Source organism: Shewanella electrodiphila (genome assembly GCF_023283985.1).
Taxonomy (GTDB): domain Bacteria; phylum Pseudomonadota; class Gammaproteobacteria; order Enterobacterales; family Shewanellaceae; genus Shewanella; species Shewanella electrodiphila.
Genome location: NZ_JAKIKU010000001.1, coordinates 633731 through 652082, shown reverse-complemented (window position 1 = coordinate 652082; position 18352 = coordinate 633731). Strand labels below are relative to the sequence as shown.

Genomic DNA, 18352 nt, shown 5'->3' with positions numbered 1-18352 from the left:
GCCTCAGATGACACCGATATATCGGCCAAAAATGAAAGCGCTTACAAAAAATAGACTTCGAGCAGTTTCAATTTCAGCTTCAATACTGATGTTAAGCAGCTCGGTAGTCATTGCTGACTCATCAAGTACTGCAGATTCATCAAATACAGTGAAACAGTCACATGCATTATCATTACTGAGTCAAAGTGAGCAACAGCGTTTACAGCACCGTTTATCTCAGGTTGAATCTGAAATTGAACGTCTTTTACCTCAACTCTCTCTAGAGGAAAAAGTGTCTTTAGTCCATGCAGGCGGAAAATTTCATATCCCAGCAATTGAGCGATTAAATATTCATGAAATGTGGATGTCTGACGGTCCTCACGGGGTTCGTTACGAAATTGACAGAAACTCTTGGGCACCTGCCGGCTGGACGAATGACTACTCAACTTATTTGCCGCCACTCACCGCAGTAGCCGCAAGTTGGGATCCTAACATGGCCAGTTTGCATGGGAATGTTTTGGGGGCTGAAGCGCGTCATCGTAATAAAGACCTTATTCTCGGCCCAGGCGTTAACCTTGCACGCCTGCCATTGTATGGTCGCAACTTTGAGTACATGGGTGAAGACCCATACTTGGCTGCCACATTAGTCGTGCCAACAGTCAAAGCCATTCAAGCTAATGATGTCGGAGCAACCGTTAAGCATTATGCGTTAAACACCCAAGAGTTAAACCGTACTGGAGTGAATGCCAAACCTGACGAGCGAACCCTACGAGAGGTATACCTGCCCGCATTTGAAGCTGCAGTTAAAGAAGCCAATGTGCATGCCATCATGGGCGCATATAATGAGTTTCGCGGCACTAATGCTAACCAAAGCCATCATTTGATTAAAACCATTTTAAAAGGTGAATGGGCCTACGAAGGTGTGCTCCTTACTGACTGGAATGTCGATATCAATACCTATGATGCTGCCATGAACGGCCTAGATATTGAAATGGGCACCGCTGTCGAAAGTTATGATGCATACTTTTTAGCTGATCCACTCCTAGCAATGATAAAAGCAGGTAAAGTGCCTGAATCTGAGCTTGATGATAAAGTACGCCGTATTCTTAGAGTGCAATTAAGCATTGGCATGATGGATAAACAACGCTTATCAGGTGAGCGAAATACCCAAGCCCATCGTGACGATGCTCGCACCATTGCGACCAATGGCGTAGTGCTATTAAAGAACAATAAACAGGTATTACCCCTTGATGCGGATAAGGTCAAAAACATCTTAGTGTTAGGGCCTAACGCGGATAAACGCCATGGCTTTGGCGGCGGGTCATCTGAGGTAAAAGCCTTATATGAAATCAGTCCACTTGATGGCCTTAAAGCAAAATTTGAACAAAATGGCCGTAAAGTTAATATTCAATACATGCGCCCTGCCAGTAGTGCATTTATGCCAATCCCAAATGACTACTTAACCACTCGTCATTGGACTGGGACCCCATCATGGCAAATTAACTATTATACAGATAATCAACTTAAACAATTAAGCAGCGAATCATGGATTGCAGATCCGCAGTTTGATGCCAAAGGTCAGCAACAAAACGTTGAAATTCTTGCCAATATCAAACCGATGGAAACAGGAAAGCACACATTAAAGCTAATGGCGCAAGGTAAAGTAACCCTGTTGATTAATGACAAGGCCATTGTCGATGATAATGCTAAACCTGCCAATATTATTAACGCTGAAGTAGAGCTGAAAGCTGGTGAAACTTATGCCTTTAAGCTTATTTATCAAGGTAAAGATAAAGTCACTTTAGGTTGGGAAACGCCAAACAGTTTATACAATTCAGAAGATGAGTATTTAGCCGCTGCGAAAAATGCTGATGCGGTAATTTACTTTGGCGGCTTAAGTCATGCAGACGATCGTGAATCGATTGATAGACCGGATATGAAGTTACCAGGCCAGCAAGATGAAATTATCGAGAAACTATTAACGGCAAATCAGAATACTGTCGTATTTATGATTGGCGGCTCGGCTGTAGAAATGCCTTGGGCTGAAAAAGCGAATGCTATTGCTTGGGGCTGGTATGGCGGAATGGAAGCGGGTAATGCCTATACAGACATCTTATTTGGGGATGTAAACCCAAGTGGAAAAATGCCGATAACCCTTCCTAAAAAGCTACAAGATACTGCACCTATTGCGCTAAATGATTATAACGAGAAAGAGTCGTTATATTCTGAAGGGGTATTTATTGGTTATCGCTGGTTTGAGCAACAAAAAATTGCGCCTGAATTCCCGTTTGGTCATGGTTTGTCTTACAGTGAATTTAGCTATGACGACATTAACTTCTCAAGTAGTAAACTAAGCGGAGATGATACGTTAACTGTCACTGCCAGTATCACTAACACTAGCAAAACCGATGGTGCTGAAGTTGTGCAGTTGTACCTTAATGATGTTAAGGCTAGTGTGCCTCGTCCGCTGAAAGAGTTGAAAGGCTTTGATAAAATTTGGCTAAAAGCTGGAGAAACGGGACAAGTTAGTTTCACACTGTATCAACGTGATTTATCATTTTGGGATATTAACACCAATGATTGGTTAGCTGAATCGGGTGAGTTTAAGGTTATGCTTGGCTCGTCAGTGGAAGACATTAGACTCCAAAAAAGTTTTAATTATCAGCAGTAATCAAAAGCTATAAGAATCAACTTAGATATAGTTATTGTTATTGTTATTGTTATAACACTGCATTTGCGGGAATTGAGTCACTCAATTCCCGCTTTTAAATCTCAAATGTATAAAGCTAACTTGTACCTGTCATTTGTTATCACTGCATTTTATGAGCGATTTGCTCCTGTAAACATTTCATAATGCTTTCAGCAGATTCTAACTCTCCAACTTGAGATAATATGTGCGCAGCGCATTCAGCCGTACACAGGCCTCCTTCAAGCTGATTTCTTCTTAGCTGATAAATGGATTCAACCTTGGTATCAATTGAGACTTTTTTAAGTTGCTTGAGATAAGGACTACGATTGTATATTTTGCGCGCTTCTTGCCACGTAGAGTCAATAATCACTAATGCGTCAAAATTTGAAAATGTATCGGATTCAAGCCTAATACTGGTATCAATTCTCTCTGCGGAATCAATTGAACCTACTACGAGGCTGGGCTGGGCTGGCAATTCAGGAAATAATAATCCCACTTTCGCTGACGCGATTAACTGAGTCAGTTCCGAGTTGGGATTCACTCTGTCCCAAGGTATCACCAGTGCACGCTCTTCTAATACAGCTTTCACCCAACGACCTGTATTGCTCGGTCTAGTGAGCTCTTTTTGATGTGTAAGCAAGATGATTTTCAATACTTGTATACCTTTAACGAGAAAGAGACATATAACTACAGATAAGCTCGGCTGATTATTATATTCTATTCACAATATAGAAAAGCATAATGCCTCAGGAAGCGCGATTATAATGGAACTACAGCAATCACTCAGCCTTTTATTTACCATGTTCATACTAGCAATAGTTCCAGGCCCTGTTGTATTTGCGATAATTTCACGTTCTTTCTCTCATGGTTTAATGCCAGCAATGCAATTATTTCTCGGGGTACTCATCGCTGATTACCTATTTATCTGTATTGCGCTATTTGGCCTTACAGCACTTGCCAGTGTTATGGGCTCTGCATTTATTATTATCAAATATTGCAGCGCCGCTTATCTGTGCATTTTAGGCTTTCAGCTTATTAATGAGAAACCACAAGCAGCTCAAATTGCAGATATAGGAGAACATAATAATTTCAAAGGGATAAAAAATACCTCAACAGGCTTAATGATAGGACTAAGTAATCCCAAGGCTCTTATATTCTACATTGGGTTTTTCCCTGCATTTGTCCCCTCAACCAATATTAGTGTCAACGATGCCTTGATCGTTATGAGCATCGCAACGATTGCCTTTGGAAGTATTAATCTTTGTTATGCATTAATGGCGGTGAAAGCGAGAAAAGTATTTAAATCAGCAAAAGCCAATCGCGTGATTAACCTAATAGCCGGAAGCATCATGATAATAGCGGGAATCTTAATAGCACTTAATATATAACAACAGCATCCACAAATAGCTAAAAATGTATTTAAAAATGTGAAACCATTTACTTTAGCTTTTCCTTATATGCAGCGCAAATCCTTATTCAAACTGCAAAAATAACTCCAACTCCTAGCGACATCCACACGGTCAATTTACCTATCAAATTTGCACATATTGTAGAGTTTGTATGTTGCAAAAAGGATTTGTTGTTAATAAATGGTTTGAATATCATTGTTTCACCCACTCATATGTTGCATAACTTGCACTTAATCTACTGTATATAAATAAATCAATTACCTTTCTTATTGCTCGCGCTAAAATAAGTCATTAACTAGACTTAATTATCTATAGGGTTACCAATGATTGTAGAAGTCAAAGTACATTGCAGTCACTGTAAAGAACACCTAATGACAAACAATGAATACTACCCTGATCGTTTCACTGATTGTGAGTGTCCAAGTTGTCTTACAAGATGCGAGTTTACTCAAAGTATTCAAGAGATGGTGTCTGTATCAAAATGGTACAAACCATTGAGTTGGGGTAAGCGAGTTCCTCTAACTGAAATTAAGTCATAATTTAAAGATTTTAAATTGGTTCAATCGTTGTTCAGGTATTGTTAGCTATAGTTAGCTTACGATAATGACACTTTGGTAAGAGCTTATTGAGCTAGGCTAAATTTACTCAGCTTAATCTGTAAATCAGAAGCATTTAAAAAGAGCCATGTAAAAAGAGTCATTGTCCATTCTTGCTCGCTCAGTAAAAGCCAACTGAGAATATGCGACGTCATTTAATACCTTGATTTATCCGTTACATTTTGGAGTTCAATATGCAAATTCAATCGTCAGTTAGTACTCAACAAGTCAATGATGCAAGTGCAACTAATACGAGTATTACACCAGCAGAAAGTGCCAGTATTGCGACTTCAAAATCAAGTGCAAGTACATCTCAAGTTGATAGCGTAAATTTAAGTGCTCAAGCTATAGCGTTATCGAACCAAGCCGCAACAATACCTAACCAAGCAGCTCAGGCCAAGCAAACTAATTCTACTTCCTCTGAGAATAATACCCAACCATCATTACCCAACGATGGAGAAAAAGTAGAAAACTATGTCCACTACAAAAAGGCTCAAGCTCAGTATCAGTTCTATTCTGACTTAGCGGGTGTTGCTAATGGCAGCGATAATTCGATGAGTGCGACATCTGCGTATATGGTGAAAAATAACGATGATGCAAGAGCCGCCACCGTGCAGGCAGCCAACATGAACAACCAGCAAAATATGTTAGATACTTATATGCAAACCACTCAAAGTATTAATGAAAGTGTGTGAAGTGATAATTAATAACATTGATATAAAACATTCCCATCAGCTCAGACATTGTTATGTAACAAACAGTAAAAAATAAACTTCTCTCATATCTCAATACTCAATAGGCTGTTATTATTGCGAATAACAGCCTATTTTTATTATTTGATGTAATACTTTCATCTAAATGAGTACAAAATGAAGTTAAAAATACTAGCAGGGATTGCATTACTAAGCAGCTTTTCAACGCAAGCCGCTTGGTGGATTGAACCTACCGATTTACCTCTTCGCGCCGACATTCAACTCTTAGCTGATACAGGCATTATTCTTCAGCCTGTTACTACATTTCCATTAATGTGGTCAGGGATTAAGTCTGATCTTGATAACGCAGCTGAAAGCCCGATGTCAGTGCATCAAAAAGATGCCTTTCATCGCGTCATGCGTGCCTACAACAAAGATCATAAAGCGGTGAACTTAAGCGCAGGTCTCTCTGGAGCCAATGAACAAGCACGCTTTATTGGTTACGGTAATGATTACCGTGATAAAGCTGAAGTTGAATTCACGGCAGAAGTCACTCAAGACTGGTTCAGCGGACGTTTAGCGGCAAGCTACCATTACGATGCCATCGATGGTAATGAATCACGCCTTGATAACAGTTTCGCAGCGGTAAAACTCGGCAATTGGATTGTTACCGGTGGCGCAGTACAGAAGTACTGGGGGCCAGGCTGGGATTCAGGTTTAATTCAAACGACAAACGCTAGACCTATGCCTGGTGTGACATTTTCAAGAAACAACAGTAATGCCTTTGAGACGCCATGGCTTAACTGGATTGGCCCATGGACGTTCACTACCAGCTTTAGTCAAATGGAAAGCGATCGTTATGTCGCTGATACTCAACACTGGGGCGCACGCGGTACCTTTAAACCTATTTCAAAGTTAGAAGTTGGTTTTTCATGGACTATGCAGTGGGGCGGTGAAGGCTACGGAAATAGCTTATCAGACTGGTGGGATGGCCTAACAAATGGCGGCGTTCACGAAAGTGAAGAGGTAAATGGTCAAGAAAACATGCTTGCGGGATATGATTTTAAATGGTCAGATACCGCATGGGGCGTGCCTTATGGCATTTATTACGAACGCATCCATGAAGATTATCACAATGGTAAAAACAAACTGATCAATGCGTCTAACATGGGCGGTGTTGATATTTACATTGCTGATTTAAGCACCCGTTTTTTTGCAGAATACTCTGATACTGCAGCATCATGCGGCTTAGAATCTGATGTGTACAACTGTATGTACGAACACGGTTTTTATCAAAGCGGCTATCGATATTATGGTAGAAGTTTAGGTAGCACTTACGATAACGATTCGCGTGTGGTGGTGTTAGGCGGCATTACTCAACTTGAACATGGCCAAAGCCTAAGCACTAAGTTCCGTTATGCTAAATTAAACTTTGATGGTGTAGATACTTCTAGACCTGAAGGTGGGAACCCAGTATCACCTGGCCGATATGAACGCTTATACCAAGCTGATGTTAGTTACCATCGTCCATTTTACGAAGGTAAATTAAAAGTCGGCGGTACTGTGGGCTATAGTGAATACCCTGAAATTGACACCAGTAGCGATTGGGAAACCACTTTCTACGCTGGTTGGGAACGTGATTTCTAAGCTGTAAAAGTTTATAAGTGATTGAACATTAGCCCATCAAACTTGATGGGCTTCTTTTATTTATAAGCAAAAATTTACAACCTGCTTTATAGCCCTTTATCTTCCCACTGCTGCTTTTTACGGTAAATCGTTGAAGGACTTACATCTAACAATGCAGCAGCTTTTGGGATATTGCCATCACATTGCTCTATCGCTGTTTCAATGGTGATTTTTTCTGTTAGCCAAAGAGGTTGAATATCTTCTGCTGATCCGATGACATCGACGGGTTCAGCGAGTGCAACAGAAGCACTGGTTACATGACTCTGACTCGCGCCTGTATTGCCCCCAATAGCCGCATCACTTGCGGTAAGTGAACCATCACGTATCAATTCTTGCGATTTGGCATTAATCTCTGTGACAGTGGAAATAGCAATGGGGTTCACTTGCGACTCGCTTTTAGAGTCAAGTTTAGCTTGCGATAATGCCGCAGTTACCTGTGCAGGTAACATGTTAATTGCCACCTCATCGGCAATATTTAGTACTACGACCTGACGGATGACATTTTGCAGTTGGCGCACATTACCCGGCCATGAATACTGAGTAAAACACCTTTCAACTTCTGAGCTGAAACGTTTAAATGTTTTTCCTTCTTCTTTGCTATATTGTTTGAGCAATTTTTTAGCAATAGAAATCACATCTTTACCGCGCTGGCGTAGTGGCGGTAATTCGATAGGAATAACATGAAGGCGATAGTATAAGTCTTCTCTAAATCGGCCATCTTGTACTTCTTTCCATGGGTCACGATTTGTTGCGCTGATAAATCGCACATCGACTTTTTCTTCTTTACTGCCGCCCACACGTTGAAATACACCAGTCTGAATAAAGCGCAGTAATTTGCTTTGCAGCTCTAAATCCATCTCACACAATTCATCAAGAAATAACGTCCCACCATCAGCACGAGTTGCCGCGCCGTCTCGATGACTTACTGCTCCAGTAAAGGCTCCTTTAGTGTGACCAAAAATTTCACTTTCAATCAAATCTTTTGGAATTGACGCACAATTAAGCGCAATAAAAGGCTCTTCAGATCTGATCCCCGCTTCATGAATTGCTTGGGCACAAACTTCTTTACCGGTGCCACTTTCACCAACGACAAAAACTGATGCCTTACTATTGGCAACACAATCAATCGTGTTATACACCGTTTGCATAGCCAGAGAATCACCAATAAAACCATGGAAATTAGTTTTAGGAAGGCTGTTTTCATAATTAGACACTAATGCCAATAAGTCTCTTTGCTTCAGAGCATTACGTACGGTTATTGATAACCTTTTACTGTCGAAAGGCTTTATCAAAAAATCAAACGCCCCCGCTCGCATCGCATCAACGGCTAAATCAATCGTGCCGTGAGCAGTAATCATAATCACTGTAATATTGGGGTATTCTTTTTGCACCTTAGTCAAAATATCCATACCCGACATGTCCGGTAATTTGATATCCAGTACTAACAAATCAGGCTGTTTACGCGCTAATTCTTTTAATGCATCTTCGCCAAAATTAACATGGGTCACTTCCGCGCCTTCTGCGCAAAGGTACTCACTGTATAACGCACCTAATGACATACTGTCTTCTACTAGAATGGCACTAAATCCCATGTGATAATTCCTTTTGGTATTCAACTATATTATTCATCGGTTTCTATTTTAAACCTTTGCTTAATTTCAGATAAACTTTGTTCGGACACGCTAAATATTTGTTCAAATAACGCCGATAGTGGTTCATTGCTTGTTCTAGAAGCCGCTTCTAACTGTGTTGCCACTTCAGATAATTTCTGCGCGCCAAAACTACCTGCACTGCTCTTAATAGTGTGCACTTGGTCTTCGATCTCATCACGGTTTCCATCTGGAGTGAGCGCTTTTAAGGTGTCAATTCGCATTAACGTTTCACCATAAAAAACCTTCATCATTTTAGCCAAGCTCGCTTTACCTACCGCTTGTTCTAATTCATCAAAGACCCGTTGATTTAATAATGTATTATCAGTTGCACTGTCATCTTGAATCTCAGCCTTGTTTTCAGAAACTTCATCGCCGATACCATCAGTCACATTATCACTAAGTTCATTGGTGGCAACAGCCAAATCTATATCTGAGCCTAAGTCTACATCTAAATCACTGCCTGTATCAGAGCCAGCATCAGAGTCTGTATCAGAGCCAGAATCAGCAAGCGTAAATTGCATCCCCATTGTCATAACGCTGTCTTGTTTTACCTGACCAAGCCAATGACTCACACCAGAAATCAAATCAGATTTGTTAACCGGTTTACCAATACAATCCAGCATACCTACCGCTTTACAAGCAGCAATTTCTTCACTAAAGACATTGGCCGTCATCGCTAATACGATTTGATCAGGCTTATGGGCTAAGATTTTTTGGCAAGCTTCTAGTCCATCCATTTCAGGCATTCTGATGTCCATCAATATCAAGTCAAATTCTTGTTTCAGCGCGAGTTCAACCGCTTCAACGCCATTATTAGCGTAAGTCATCACAGCGCCTTCATTGGTCAGCATAGTCCCAGCAACCATTTGGTTTGCAGGACTATCTTCGGCCAATAATATGCGGCAACCGTCAGGTAAGGTGGCAATTTTCTCTAATGGTTTTTCATGAGTATTATCAGCCGTTGCGCCTTTAATTAAACTCAATAACATTGCACGGCTTAATGGTTTGCTTACTGACTCTTCAATACCTAATGCAGAAATAAGCGTTTGAGCATCATTATTCACTCCTGAAGATAAGGCTGAAATATAGCCAGACTCAAATAAATAGTCGCTACGCAGTGAAGTAACTTCTTTTTCTTGTGCGGCAAGTAAACAAGTATCATCTAACATCACTAAGTCAAAACGGCCACGGATTCGAGCGTTTTTAAACACTGAGCTAACCTGGTGTTCGTATTTAGTCTCAACACCATATTGACTATATTGTTTCTTAATCAACTTACATACCGTTTCATCAGGGTGGAGTAACAGCACTCGAGGGTGTTCTGGTAGTCGGACATTATGGTTTGTCGCCTGACTAGACTCATCTAAAAGAACAGAAAGCGTAAACTGACTGCCCTCTCCTAACTTACTGGTCACTGAAATTGAACCGCCCATCATTTTTGCCAGTTCAGAACAAATTGCCAAGCCTAATCCCGTACCTGCATAACTCGTCGTATGAGTGTCATGAACTTGTGAGAACTCACGGAATAGTTTCTCTTGTGATGCTTCACCAATACCAATACCTTGGTCTGTCACGCGACAGCATAATTCCACTTTGTCATTACCACGATTAGGGATCCACACTTCAACTGAAATACAACCATGGGTCGAAAACTTAATCGCATTATCCACTAAGTTCTGAACGACTTGCCTAATTCGCTGCGCATCCCCCACCAGCATTTGCGGCACATTACGATTAATATAACTGGCTAAATGCACGCCTTTATCGTGGGCTTTATGGGATAAAATTTGCAGTACCTGAGCCACAAGCTGATCAGGCTCAAATTCTTTGGGATCTAACACCATTTGACCCGCTTCAATTTTAGAAAAATCAAGTATGTCATTAATGGTGCTGAGTAATACCGAACCCGCTTCTTTAGCAGTTCGCGCATACATGCGCTGACCTTTTTCAAGGCTGGAGTCCAACAACAAATCAACACTGCCTAAAACAGCATTAAGCGGCGAGCGAATTTCATGGCTCATGGTTGCCAAGAAACGAGATTTCGCTTTACTGCCTTCCTCCGCTTGCTCTTTAGCTTGGCGTAACTCTTCCTCTTTGGTTTTTTGCTCTGAAATATTACGTAAAAATGCGGTGTAATACATTTCATCACCTAGCTGAATTGGAATCACCCTTAATTCAACAGGGAACTCGTCGCCCGCTTTATTATGTGCAGGGACTTCTATTCGATTATTCAATACAGGGCCTTCACCGGTCTTACGATGATGGTCCATGCCATTTTTGTGCGCCTTATGAAAGCCATCTGGGATAATGAGGTCTTCTAGTAATTCGCCTAGTGCTTCTTCACGTTCATAACCAAATAGTTTTACCGCAGCAGCGTTAAACTCTTCTACACGGCCGGCAATATTAATGGTGATTAATGCATCATGACTGGCTTCTAAGGTCGCTAAATGAATTGACTGAGTTCTTGCTGCTGAAGCTTGCTCTTTTTTAAGCTCAGAGACGTCTTTTATAAACCCGAGGAACAACACTTGACCATCAATTTCCATTTTGGAAATTGATAACTCAATAGGAAATAAGTGGCCATCTTTATGTTGGGCTTGTAACTCTCTACCTCGACTGAAACCGATTATTTTTGCATCGCCACCATTTAAATAGTCTTGAATGTAACCGTCATGCATAAAACGATCAGCCATCGGCATTAAAATCGACACATTCTCGGAAATTAATTCATCTTTCTGATAACCAAATAATTTACTGACAGCTTTATTAACTTCATTAATCACACCATCTACATCAATAATAACAAACCCATCAGCTGCAGAGTCTAGAATGGTATTTAGGCGAACATTGGCTCCTTTTAAATCGTGTCGTTCTTCATCCACGGTTTTTAGCATTTCATTAAATGCATTGGTGGTATCGGTAATATCTTGAGTACCAGGCTCATCCACCTGCACTCCCATTTCACCATTCAATACTCTTTTTGAAGCATGCTGAATATTAAATACATGCTTAATTAAGCGTAAGCCTTGAAACCAAGACAAAATAGAAATCAGAATAATAACCAGCAGCATCAGAGCACTATATTTCATTGCAACACTGACAACACTGTCATCAAATTCTTCAGTGTTGACCATCAGTTTAATTTCAACCCCAGTTCCATTATTGGACTGCGCTTCCACTAAAACTAAATCCTCAACATTTACTGGATCAGTAGATTCGAGTAACTCAAAAATACCTTGGTTATTTCTTTGGGCAGCATAAAGTCGGTTGTCACCTTTAAATACTTGAACAGACTCAATATGGCTGATGTGATGTTCTTCTACAGATTGTTTAAGCAGTAATATAGATTCACGTGGATTATTGACATCAACACTATTGGCCACTAAAACGGCGGACAAGTGACCTTGTTGTTGAATTTCAGTTTGATTGGCAATTTGGATTACTCCGAGGCTGTTAAAAATCAGCAGCAAAAGTAAAGCCGCTTGCATTAACCCTATCGCGATAATAGCTTTTAATCTAAAAGACAAATTCCTTCTCCTAATGCCGCTTGCAAATCTATCCATGTTATTGAGAAATAACCACTATAAATCCAATATAAAGCATGCCACAACTCACTATGGAACACCTCGTTGCATTTTGCAAAAGTTAATTTGCAAAATGAAAATACGCAATATTGCATATTGCGAATAATCGAATATAACTTTGATAATCAACAACAAATAAATTTGGGAACATAAATTGCTATAACTCACTATACCTCTTTATTTTTAGGAAACAGCTATGCAAAATGCAAGTGCTCCTGCAAAAAGAATGTCGATTTTATTAGTAGAAGACACTTTTAGTGAGCGTTATTACATTGCTAGCCTCATACAGAGCTTTCAGCCAGAAGGCGTAGAATTCATTATCACTCAATGTGAAGATGGGCTAACTGCATTTGATACTTGTAAATTACATCACTTTGATTTAATCATCAGTGATTGGCGCATGCCTAATATGAGTGGTGTAGAGCTATGTAAACGCTTAAAAGAGGCCAATAATCCTGCATTTTTCTTATTACTTACCGGAAATGATAAAACTGAGGATATGGTCTTCGCCATGGAAACAGGCGCTGACGACTACATAACAAAGCCATTTCTCGCCTCTGTTCTTAAAGTAAAAATACTTGCAGCAGTAAGGTTAATACAAGCCAAAAAGTTAATTATTGATAGTAATCTTGAACTCGAATCAATCCTCAGCCAAAAACAAACAGAACTCAAACAAGCCGCAGCACTGCAGCAATCTTTATTACCCAAAGACAATTTGATATTTGATAACTGGGAAATTCAACACTATTTTGAACCAGCAGCAGAACTGGCTGGTGACATTTTCCAATGTTTTAGAATTTCTGAAGACTGGATAGGCTTTTATGTCATTGATGTATCAGGTCATGGGGCGCCTTCAGCAATGTTGAGTTTTACCTTGGCACAAGGATTATCTCCGCAGCGAATGGACTGGAAACTCCCACCAGAAATCTTAATGCAACGGTTAAATCTGTTGTTTGACGACCCTGCCAATTTAGGTCAATTCGCCACTGTCATTATCGGAAAAATTAATACTCAAACGCACACAGTACAAATGTGTAGCGCTGGTCACCCTATGCCATTTTTACTATCTAAACTCGGTGTTAACACTCTTGAAATCCCATCGGGCCTCCCTATTGGGATAGACAATAATAGCCAATATAAAAGTGCTGAATATCAACTCAATTCAGGTGAACAGTTATTACTTTTCTCTGATGGCGTTTATGAAGTTAGCCACCCCTTACACGGCATGTTTGGCTTAGAACGATTTAAACAACGTTGTTTAGAAGCCAAAGCAATGCCAGCGCATCAACTGCTTAAGCATCTTATATATGTGCTTAATCTTTGGAAACAGAATGACCCCCAAGATGATATGTCTTTACTGCTTTTTTCAGCACCTTAATATCTATTACTGATAGTAATCATATGGATAAATACGATGCCTTAAATAGATTGTTCTAAGGTTCTATCTGAGATGAAAGAAATCGAGAATGAAATGAATGAAAACTGAACATAATGACTCTAAGGTAAATAACTAAACTTTAACCAGCAAAGTCAAAATGAAAAATAGCTACATCGGCTTTTAAGGATTAATTATGAATAGCTTACAAATGAATACATTATCAATGAATGCAAAACCAATGGATAGCTTGCAGATAAATATTGCTTTAAACGAAATGACACCAGAGCAAGTTTATGACGACATTGAAGCCTTTTTCATTGTTAATAATATTGATTCACAGCAAAGATTTAAGCTCATGTTATGTATTTTAGAGTCGGTTAATAACGTGGTTCAGCATTGCCCAGAAGATGCAGAAACTGTCACGGTGATGCTACAAAACCATCAAGATAATATTGTCATTGATATATTGGACAATACCAAATATGTAAAACTATCAGCGCCCCAAAAGTGTCCAGAAATCACCCAGCCCAATGGCCGTGGTTTATGGATAATGGAGCAATGGATGGATCAAATCGAAAAGCAAGCCACAGTGCTTGGAACACATTTAAGGCTTTCTATGCAAAAGCAGCCAGCCTAATACTGTTCTAAAACTTGTTCCATAGTGCTGTACTAGTGCTGTATTAGTGCGATATTAGTGCTGCTGTTTTTACAATAGTTTAGGCCAGAATCTGGACTCGAGACTAAGAGCATAAAGTGATGCACTCATTAGTTTTGCTGATATCGTTTGGTCAGTATTTGAGATGACAAGAACCGAAATAGCGTTTTATATGAACTGACTAATTAACCATGTTTTTAAGATCATTTAGACATAGGCAAGGTTAGCATCAAATGGTTTTGTGGCCACAATGCGAACGATGCCACTTATGTAGTCATTCACTCAGTGGCCCGTTTTATTTTTTCGCTTCCAAGCTAGGCAGATTAACTTCCTCAACACGCCTTTAGTGATATCGCGCGAACAAGCGTTCAGCTATTTTAGCTGCGATTAACATCTCTACCCAACATATTGGGATCAAGATAAAGGCCATGTCCCAAGTTCCCAAACCTGAATTAACAGAAGCCACCCAAAACACGCCTATAGTCGCTAAAGTTGTTACCGTTGCTGATATGAAGATAGATTTCGAATTCCGACCGAAAACTTGAGAACATAGCCAGTATATGAATACTAATGTACTCGCCATCATGGTGTCCCATAAAACCCAGATAAGCGCGTTACTTACTCCCATTGGCCCGATTTCGACCTTGCCTGCGTAGAACTCTTCCATCATTGGAAAAGCGACCAATATCGCTCTTGCCACCTCCGCAACATGAATCCAGATGCTTGTTAGCAACATGACGATAATAAATTTTTTCAGATTGAAGCTTGAGTTCACGATTTATCCCATTCTAAAGTGATCGTTCCATAATTGACATTCTAAAGTGATCACTTCAGAATATCAATGATCTAGATCAGTAGTTGTTTTAGGAGGTGCAAATGAGCGCGGGTAGAAAAAGAGCATTCGACAAAGAGCTAGCACTAAAAACAGCAATGTATGTTTTCTGGAACCGAGGGTATGGAGGGACGTCTGTTGCACAGCTTTCAACGGCATTGAACATTAATACCTCTAGCCTTTATGCTGCATTCGGGAGTAAAGATAAGCTCTATAAATCCTGTCTTGAATACTATTTAGAACACTATATTTCGCCTGTTTATGCGGAAATTCAGCTCCCGAACGATGCAACGGGAATGAAAGGGCTTAAACGTTATTTTGAGTCTCTAATCGATTTGTTCGTGAGTTTAGAAACGCCAAAAGGCTGTTTGCTGATTAAAAGTGCAGGTGAAACTGAAAACCCTCTGTTTCCTTCTGATGTAAAAGAGTTTTTGATAAAACAAGGCGAAAGGATATATCAAATAATGCTTTCTTTTGTGCAAGCATCCTTTACTGGACGAGATAGCGAATACCAAGCATCACTCGCTAATTTAATCACAATGGTAAGCAATGGCATTGCTGTGCAAGCAGCGGCTGGGCAGTCTAAAGAAACGTTGAATAAATGTGCTGATCAGTTCACCTGCATTTTACAATAATATTAGGCAGAAGATGGTTCTAGCAACTCACTTTGGGGCAGAAATGAGCTAGTCCTCTAACCCATTTTTGGGCAAAACCGAGTTGCGCCCTTTCTAATTTAGTAAAGCATAAATTAACTACAGTAATGAAAACTAGCCTTAGTGAGTGTCCAGTTAATGGGATCAATTCATAGACTAGTGTAAGCACTGTAACTTAAAGTTTGATTCTCTTAAGTCTCTAGAACACTGGATACTCAAACCCTGTCATCTCCTCACTGATTGTCCATAATCGTTTGGCCGCTGCCATATCTTCGCCAACGGGTTTTAGTTGGACCAGTTTAGAATCGACAAAGTACTTGCCTGTGATATTGGCTACATCTTCACTTGAAGATAAGTAAACGGATGTCGCTGCGCCTTGTTCAGGTGTTTTGAACATAAACGGAAAGTACTTAATCAAAAAAGCAGCAATACTTAGAACTAAGCCTTTATCATCAGAGCCTAAAGTCGTTCTTACAGCTCCCGGATGTAAAGTATTACAGGTGATCCCTCTCGATTTCAGTCGCTCAGCAAGCTCTTTTGTAAACAACACATTAGCTAACTTTGAGTATGCGTAACTTTTATTCGGTTCGAAGTTTTTTGTTTTAGGTAAATCATCGAAATTCATCCCATCAACTATACCGTAGGCCATTGCTGCAACGTTCACGACTCGGGCCCCGTCGTTGCGCAGTAATGGTGACAGAATGCCCGTCAAAAGAAACGGTGCTAGATGATTAACTGCGAATAGCTCTTCATAACCGTCCGTTGTTTCACGATATTCAGAGCTCGCGATACCTGCATTATTCAGCAATACGTCAATGCTATCGTTCCAGCTCAAAATTTCTTCTGCCGCACTACGAACCGATGTCAAGTTGCCAAAATCAGCTAGTACAAATCTATGTGTATCATTTCCAGAAACCGCTCTAATCTCTTCTAACATCTCTTCCGCTTTTTGCTGGTTGCGTACAACAATGGTGATTGTTGCTCCTGCCGTTGCCAACGCTATCGCCGACGCTTTACCAATACCAGCTGTTGCACCTGTTATAACTATATGTTTATTTTCGAGACTCATACTTTTACCGTGTTCATGTTGGGTGTTTGCATTCTTTTCCCTTCAGACTTACTGCTATCACTCGCTAAAGAATGCTAAATTCTAGGAAGCTTTCATTGAAGCTCCTTATCATGTATAACCAAATTATAACTACCAAAAATCATTTTAAATAGACTAAATAGCGCCTAATAATTGCCTAATCATTCCAATTTAGATTAAATTTCATTCTAGAGGCTGTGTATGAGTAAAGAAAAGATCAAACAGATCATTGAAGACAGAGTTCAAGAAGATGGTGTCTTTGAAACCGGATTGAGCGGTGTTCAATTGTTCCGAGTATCTGAGCCCTTAGAGTGCACACCCGGCATCTATGAACCCTCAATAGCGATTATTGTGAGTGGCTCAAAGGAGTTCTTCTTTGATGGAAAGATGCATTCCTACAACAGTGACAACTATATGTGCTGCACCGTAACCATGCCGCTCCAAGCGGGTACCCCCAATGCGAGGCCAGAAAATCCACTGCTAGGTGTATACATATCTCTAGATTCTCGCATTATGACTGAGCTTGCTATTGAGATAGACAGTGTTGCTGCAGTGAAACGTACTCAGAAAGGTGCACCTGAACCCCATGGAATTACTCTTGCTAACTGGGATGCTTCATTCACAGATGCTGTTCTAAGGTTACTTGAACTGGAAGATAGCCCAATTGCAACAGCCGCATTAGGTGCAGGCAGGTTAAAAGAGTTGTATTTCGCCATATTAGAAGGCGATGCTGGTGAATCGGCTAGGCAAGCATTTGGCGCTGGGAACGGTATTGCGCGAGCGATTGAGTACATGTCGTCTAATCTCGATCAATCCATAACTATTGACGATATGGCAGCTCGTGTCGGTATGAGTAAAACCGTCTTTCATCGAAAATTTAAAGAAGCAACCACTATGTCACCCATTCAATTTTCGAAACTAACTCGCTTGAATAACGCTGCAATGAAGATTGCTAGTGGCGCAAACGTAACTGAAGCGGCAATGCAGGTAGGCTATGTGAGCTCTTCGCAATTTAGCCGTGAGTTTAAGCGACAGTATGGGCAATCCCCAAAGCAATGGAGCAACACAAACCTATTGTAGCTTTATAGTATGCTGATTAGTTCAGCAAAGAAGTGCTATCTGACATTAATAAAAGTACGTCAATGTGAGCATGCTTGTTCAGTGAAGAGTATCTACTCTAAGCAGAAAAGGGGCAAAAACGAGTTACTAGCATCAGATTTGTACTTCATCAGTATTGGCTCTGTTAATGAGAGTCGTCACTTCAATCTAATCCATTGCCTGCCGCTGGGATGTTCAGGATGAACGGAATGTCGCGATCACATGGATGTGAAAAAGCGGCCTTTTGTGCAGATACATCCAAGACACGCCGTAAACACATCCCTGTGGGCTCTGCGAAAACATCCATGTTTTCGAAGGTCTTGAACGCATCTACACTGGGTTTATTGTCTCTTCGATTTGAC

The 18352-nt window shown here is 40.4% G+C and carries 13 protein-coding genes; 8 read left to right on the top strand and 5 right to left on the bottom strand.

The window, feature by feature from the left end:
- The first annotated feature begins 7 nt into the window (after positions 1 to 7).
- Positions 8 to 2650: a glycoside hydrolase family 3 C-terminal domain-containing protein gene (locus L2737_RS02835; RefSeq protein ID WP_248954705.1), complete on the top strand. Its 2643-nt coding sequence runs from the start codon at positions 8 to 10 to the stop codon at positions 2648 to 2650.
- Between the two features lie 139 nt (positions 2651 to 2789).
- Here the strand turns inward: L2737_RS02835 and L2737_RS02830 are convergent, their stop codons facing one another.
- Positions 2790 to 3353, bottom strand: coding sequence for a tRNA-uridine aminocarboxypropyltransferase (locus L2737_RS02830; RefSeq protein ID WP_346349187.1), 564 nt, complete (start codon positions 3351 to 3353; stop codon positions 2790 to 2792).
- A 79-nt stretch (positions 3354 to 3432) separates the two neighbouring features.
- On the opposite strand from L2737_RS02830, the gene L2737_RS02825 reads away from it, so the two are divergent.
- The 3 genes from L2737_RS02825 to L2737_RS02815 all read left to right on the top strand — a co-directional run bounded on the left by L2737_RS02825 (position 3433) and on the right by L2737_RS02815 (position 7012).
- Positions 3433 to 4056: a LysE family translocator gene (locus L2737_RS02825; RefSeq protein ID WP_248954703.1), complete on the top strand. Its 624-nt coding sequence runs from the start codon at positions 3433 to 3435 to the stop codon at positions 4054 to 4056.
- A gap of 811 nt (positions 4057 to 4867) precedes the next feature.
- Positions 4868 to 5368, top strand: a complete 501-nt coding sequence (locus L2737_RS02820) for a hypothetical protein (protein WP_248954702.1) — start codon at positions 4868 to 4870, stop codon at positions 5366 to 5368.
- 174 nt (positions 5369 to 5542) lie between these two features.
- Positions 5543 to 7012, top strand: coding sequence for a capsule assembly Wzi family protein (locus L2737_RS02815; RefSeq protein ID WP_248954701.1), 1470 nt, complete (start codon positions 5543 to 5545; stop codon positions 7010 to 7012).
- A gap of 86 nt (positions 7013 to 7098) precedes the next feature.
- Here L2737_RS02815 and L2737_RS02810 read toward each other — a convergent pair whose 3' ends face one another.
- Complete coding sequence (locus L2737_RS02810; protein WP_248954700.1) at positions 7099 to 8643, bottom strand: sigma-54-dependent transcriptional regulator; 1545 nt, start codon at positions 8641 to 8643, stop codon at positions 7099 to 7101.
- Between the two features lie 29 nt (positions 8644 to 8672).
- Positions 8673 to 12230, bottom strand: a complete 3558-nt coding sequence (locus L2737_RS02805; RefSeq protein ID WP_248954699.1) for a hybrid sensor histidine kinase/response regulator — start codon at positions 12228 to 12230, stop codon at positions 8673 to 8675.
- A 253-nt stretch (positions 12231 to 12483) separates the two neighbouring features.
- Between L2737_RS02805 and L2737_RS02800 the strand changes: the two genes are divergently transcribed.
- Entirely contained in the window at positions 12484 to 13665 is a 1182-nt protein-coding gene (locus L2737_RS02800) for a SpoIIE family protein phosphatase (RefSeq protein WP_248954698.1), read from the top strand.
- A gap of 193 nt (positions 13666 to 13858) precedes the next feature.
- Positions 13859 to 14302 (top strand): ATP-binding protein, encoded by a 444-nt coding sequence (locus L2737_RS02795; protein WP_248954697.1) that lies wholly within the window; start codon positions 13859 to 13861, stop codon positions 14300 to 14302.
- Positions 14303 to 14663: 361 nt separating this feature from the next.
- Here the strand turns inward: L2737_RS02795 and L2737_RS02790 are convergent, their stop codons facing one another.
- Positions 14664 to 15005, bottom strand: coding sequence for a hypothetical protein (locus L2737_RS02790; RefSeq protein WP_248954696.1), 342 nt, complete (start codon positions 15003 to 15005; stop codon positions 14664 to 14666).
- 191 nt (positions 15006 to 15196) lie between these two features.
- Here L2737_RS02790 and L2737_RS02785 point away from each other — a divergent pair, with 191 nt between their 5' ends.
- The gene (locus L2737_RS02785; RefSeq protein WP_248954695.1) at positions 15197 to 15787 is read left to right on the top strand and encodes a TetR/AcrR family transcriptional regulator; all 591 of its coding nucleotides are present in this window, start codon (positions 15197 to 15199) and stop codon (positions 15785 to 15787) included.
- A 217-nt stretch (positions 15788 to 16004) separates the two neighbouring features.
- Here the strand turns inward: L2737_RS02785 and L2737_RS02780 are convergent, their stop codons facing one another.
- Positions 16005 to 16874: an SDR family oxidoreductase gene (locus L2737_RS02780; RefSeq protein ID WP_248954694.1), complete on the bottom strand. Its 870-nt coding sequence runs from the start codon at positions 16872 to 16874 to the stop codon at positions 16005 to 16007.
- A gap of 219 nt (positions 16875 to 17093) precedes the next feature.
- On the opposite strand from L2737_RS02780, the gene L2737_RS02775 reads away from it, so the two are divergent.
- Positions 17094 to 17972, top strand: a complete 879-nt coding sequence (locus L2737_RS02775; protein WP_248954693.1) for an AraC family transcriptional regulator — start codon at positions 17094 to 17096, stop codon at positions 17970 to 17972.
- The last annotated feature ends 380 nt before the right edge of the window (positions 17973 to 18352 follow it).

Excerpts from the sequence above, each read along its gene's own strand:
- L2737_RS02835 (WP_248954705.1), top strand. The coding sequence starts at position 8 with ATGACACCGATATATCGGCCAAAAATGAAAGCGCTTACAAAAAATAGA.
- L2737_RS02825 (WP_248954703.1), top strand. The coding sequence starts at position 3,433 with ATGGAACTACAGCAATCACTCAGCCTTTTATTTACCATGTTCATACTA.
- L2737_RS02820 (WP_248954702.1), top strand. The coding sequence starts at position 4,868 with ATGCAAATTCAATCGTCAGTTAGTACTCAACAAGTCAATGATGCAAGT.
- L2737_RS02815 (WP_248954701.1), top strand. The coding sequence starts at position 5,543 with ATGAAGTTAAAAATACTAGCAGGGATTGCATTACTAAGCAGCTTTTCA.
- L2737_RS02810 (WP_248954700.1), bottom strand. The coding sequence starts at position 8,643 with ATGGGATTTAGTGCCATTCTAGTAGAAGACAGTATGTCATTAGGTGCG.
- L2737_RS02800 (WP_248954698.1), top strand. The coding sequence starts at position 12,484 with ATGCAAAATGCAAGTGCTCCTGCAAAAAGAATGTCGATTTTATTAGTA.
- L2737_RS02795 (WP_248954697.1), top strand. The coding sequence starts at position 13,859 with ATGAATAGCTTACAAATGAATACATTATCAATGAATGCAAAACCAATG.
- L2737_RS02785 (WP_248954695.1), top strand. The coding sequence starts at position 15,197 with ATGAGCGCGGGTAGAAAAAGAGCATTCGACAAAGAGCTAGCACTAAAA.
- L2737_RS02780 (WP_248954694.1), bottom strand. The coding sequence starts at position 16,874 with ATGAGTCTCGAAAATAAACATATAGTTATAACAGGTGCAACAGCTGGT.
- L2737_RS02775 (WP_248954693.1), top strand. The coding sequence starts at position 17,094 with ATGAGTAAAGAAAAGATCAAACAGATCATTGAAGACAGAGTTCAAGAA.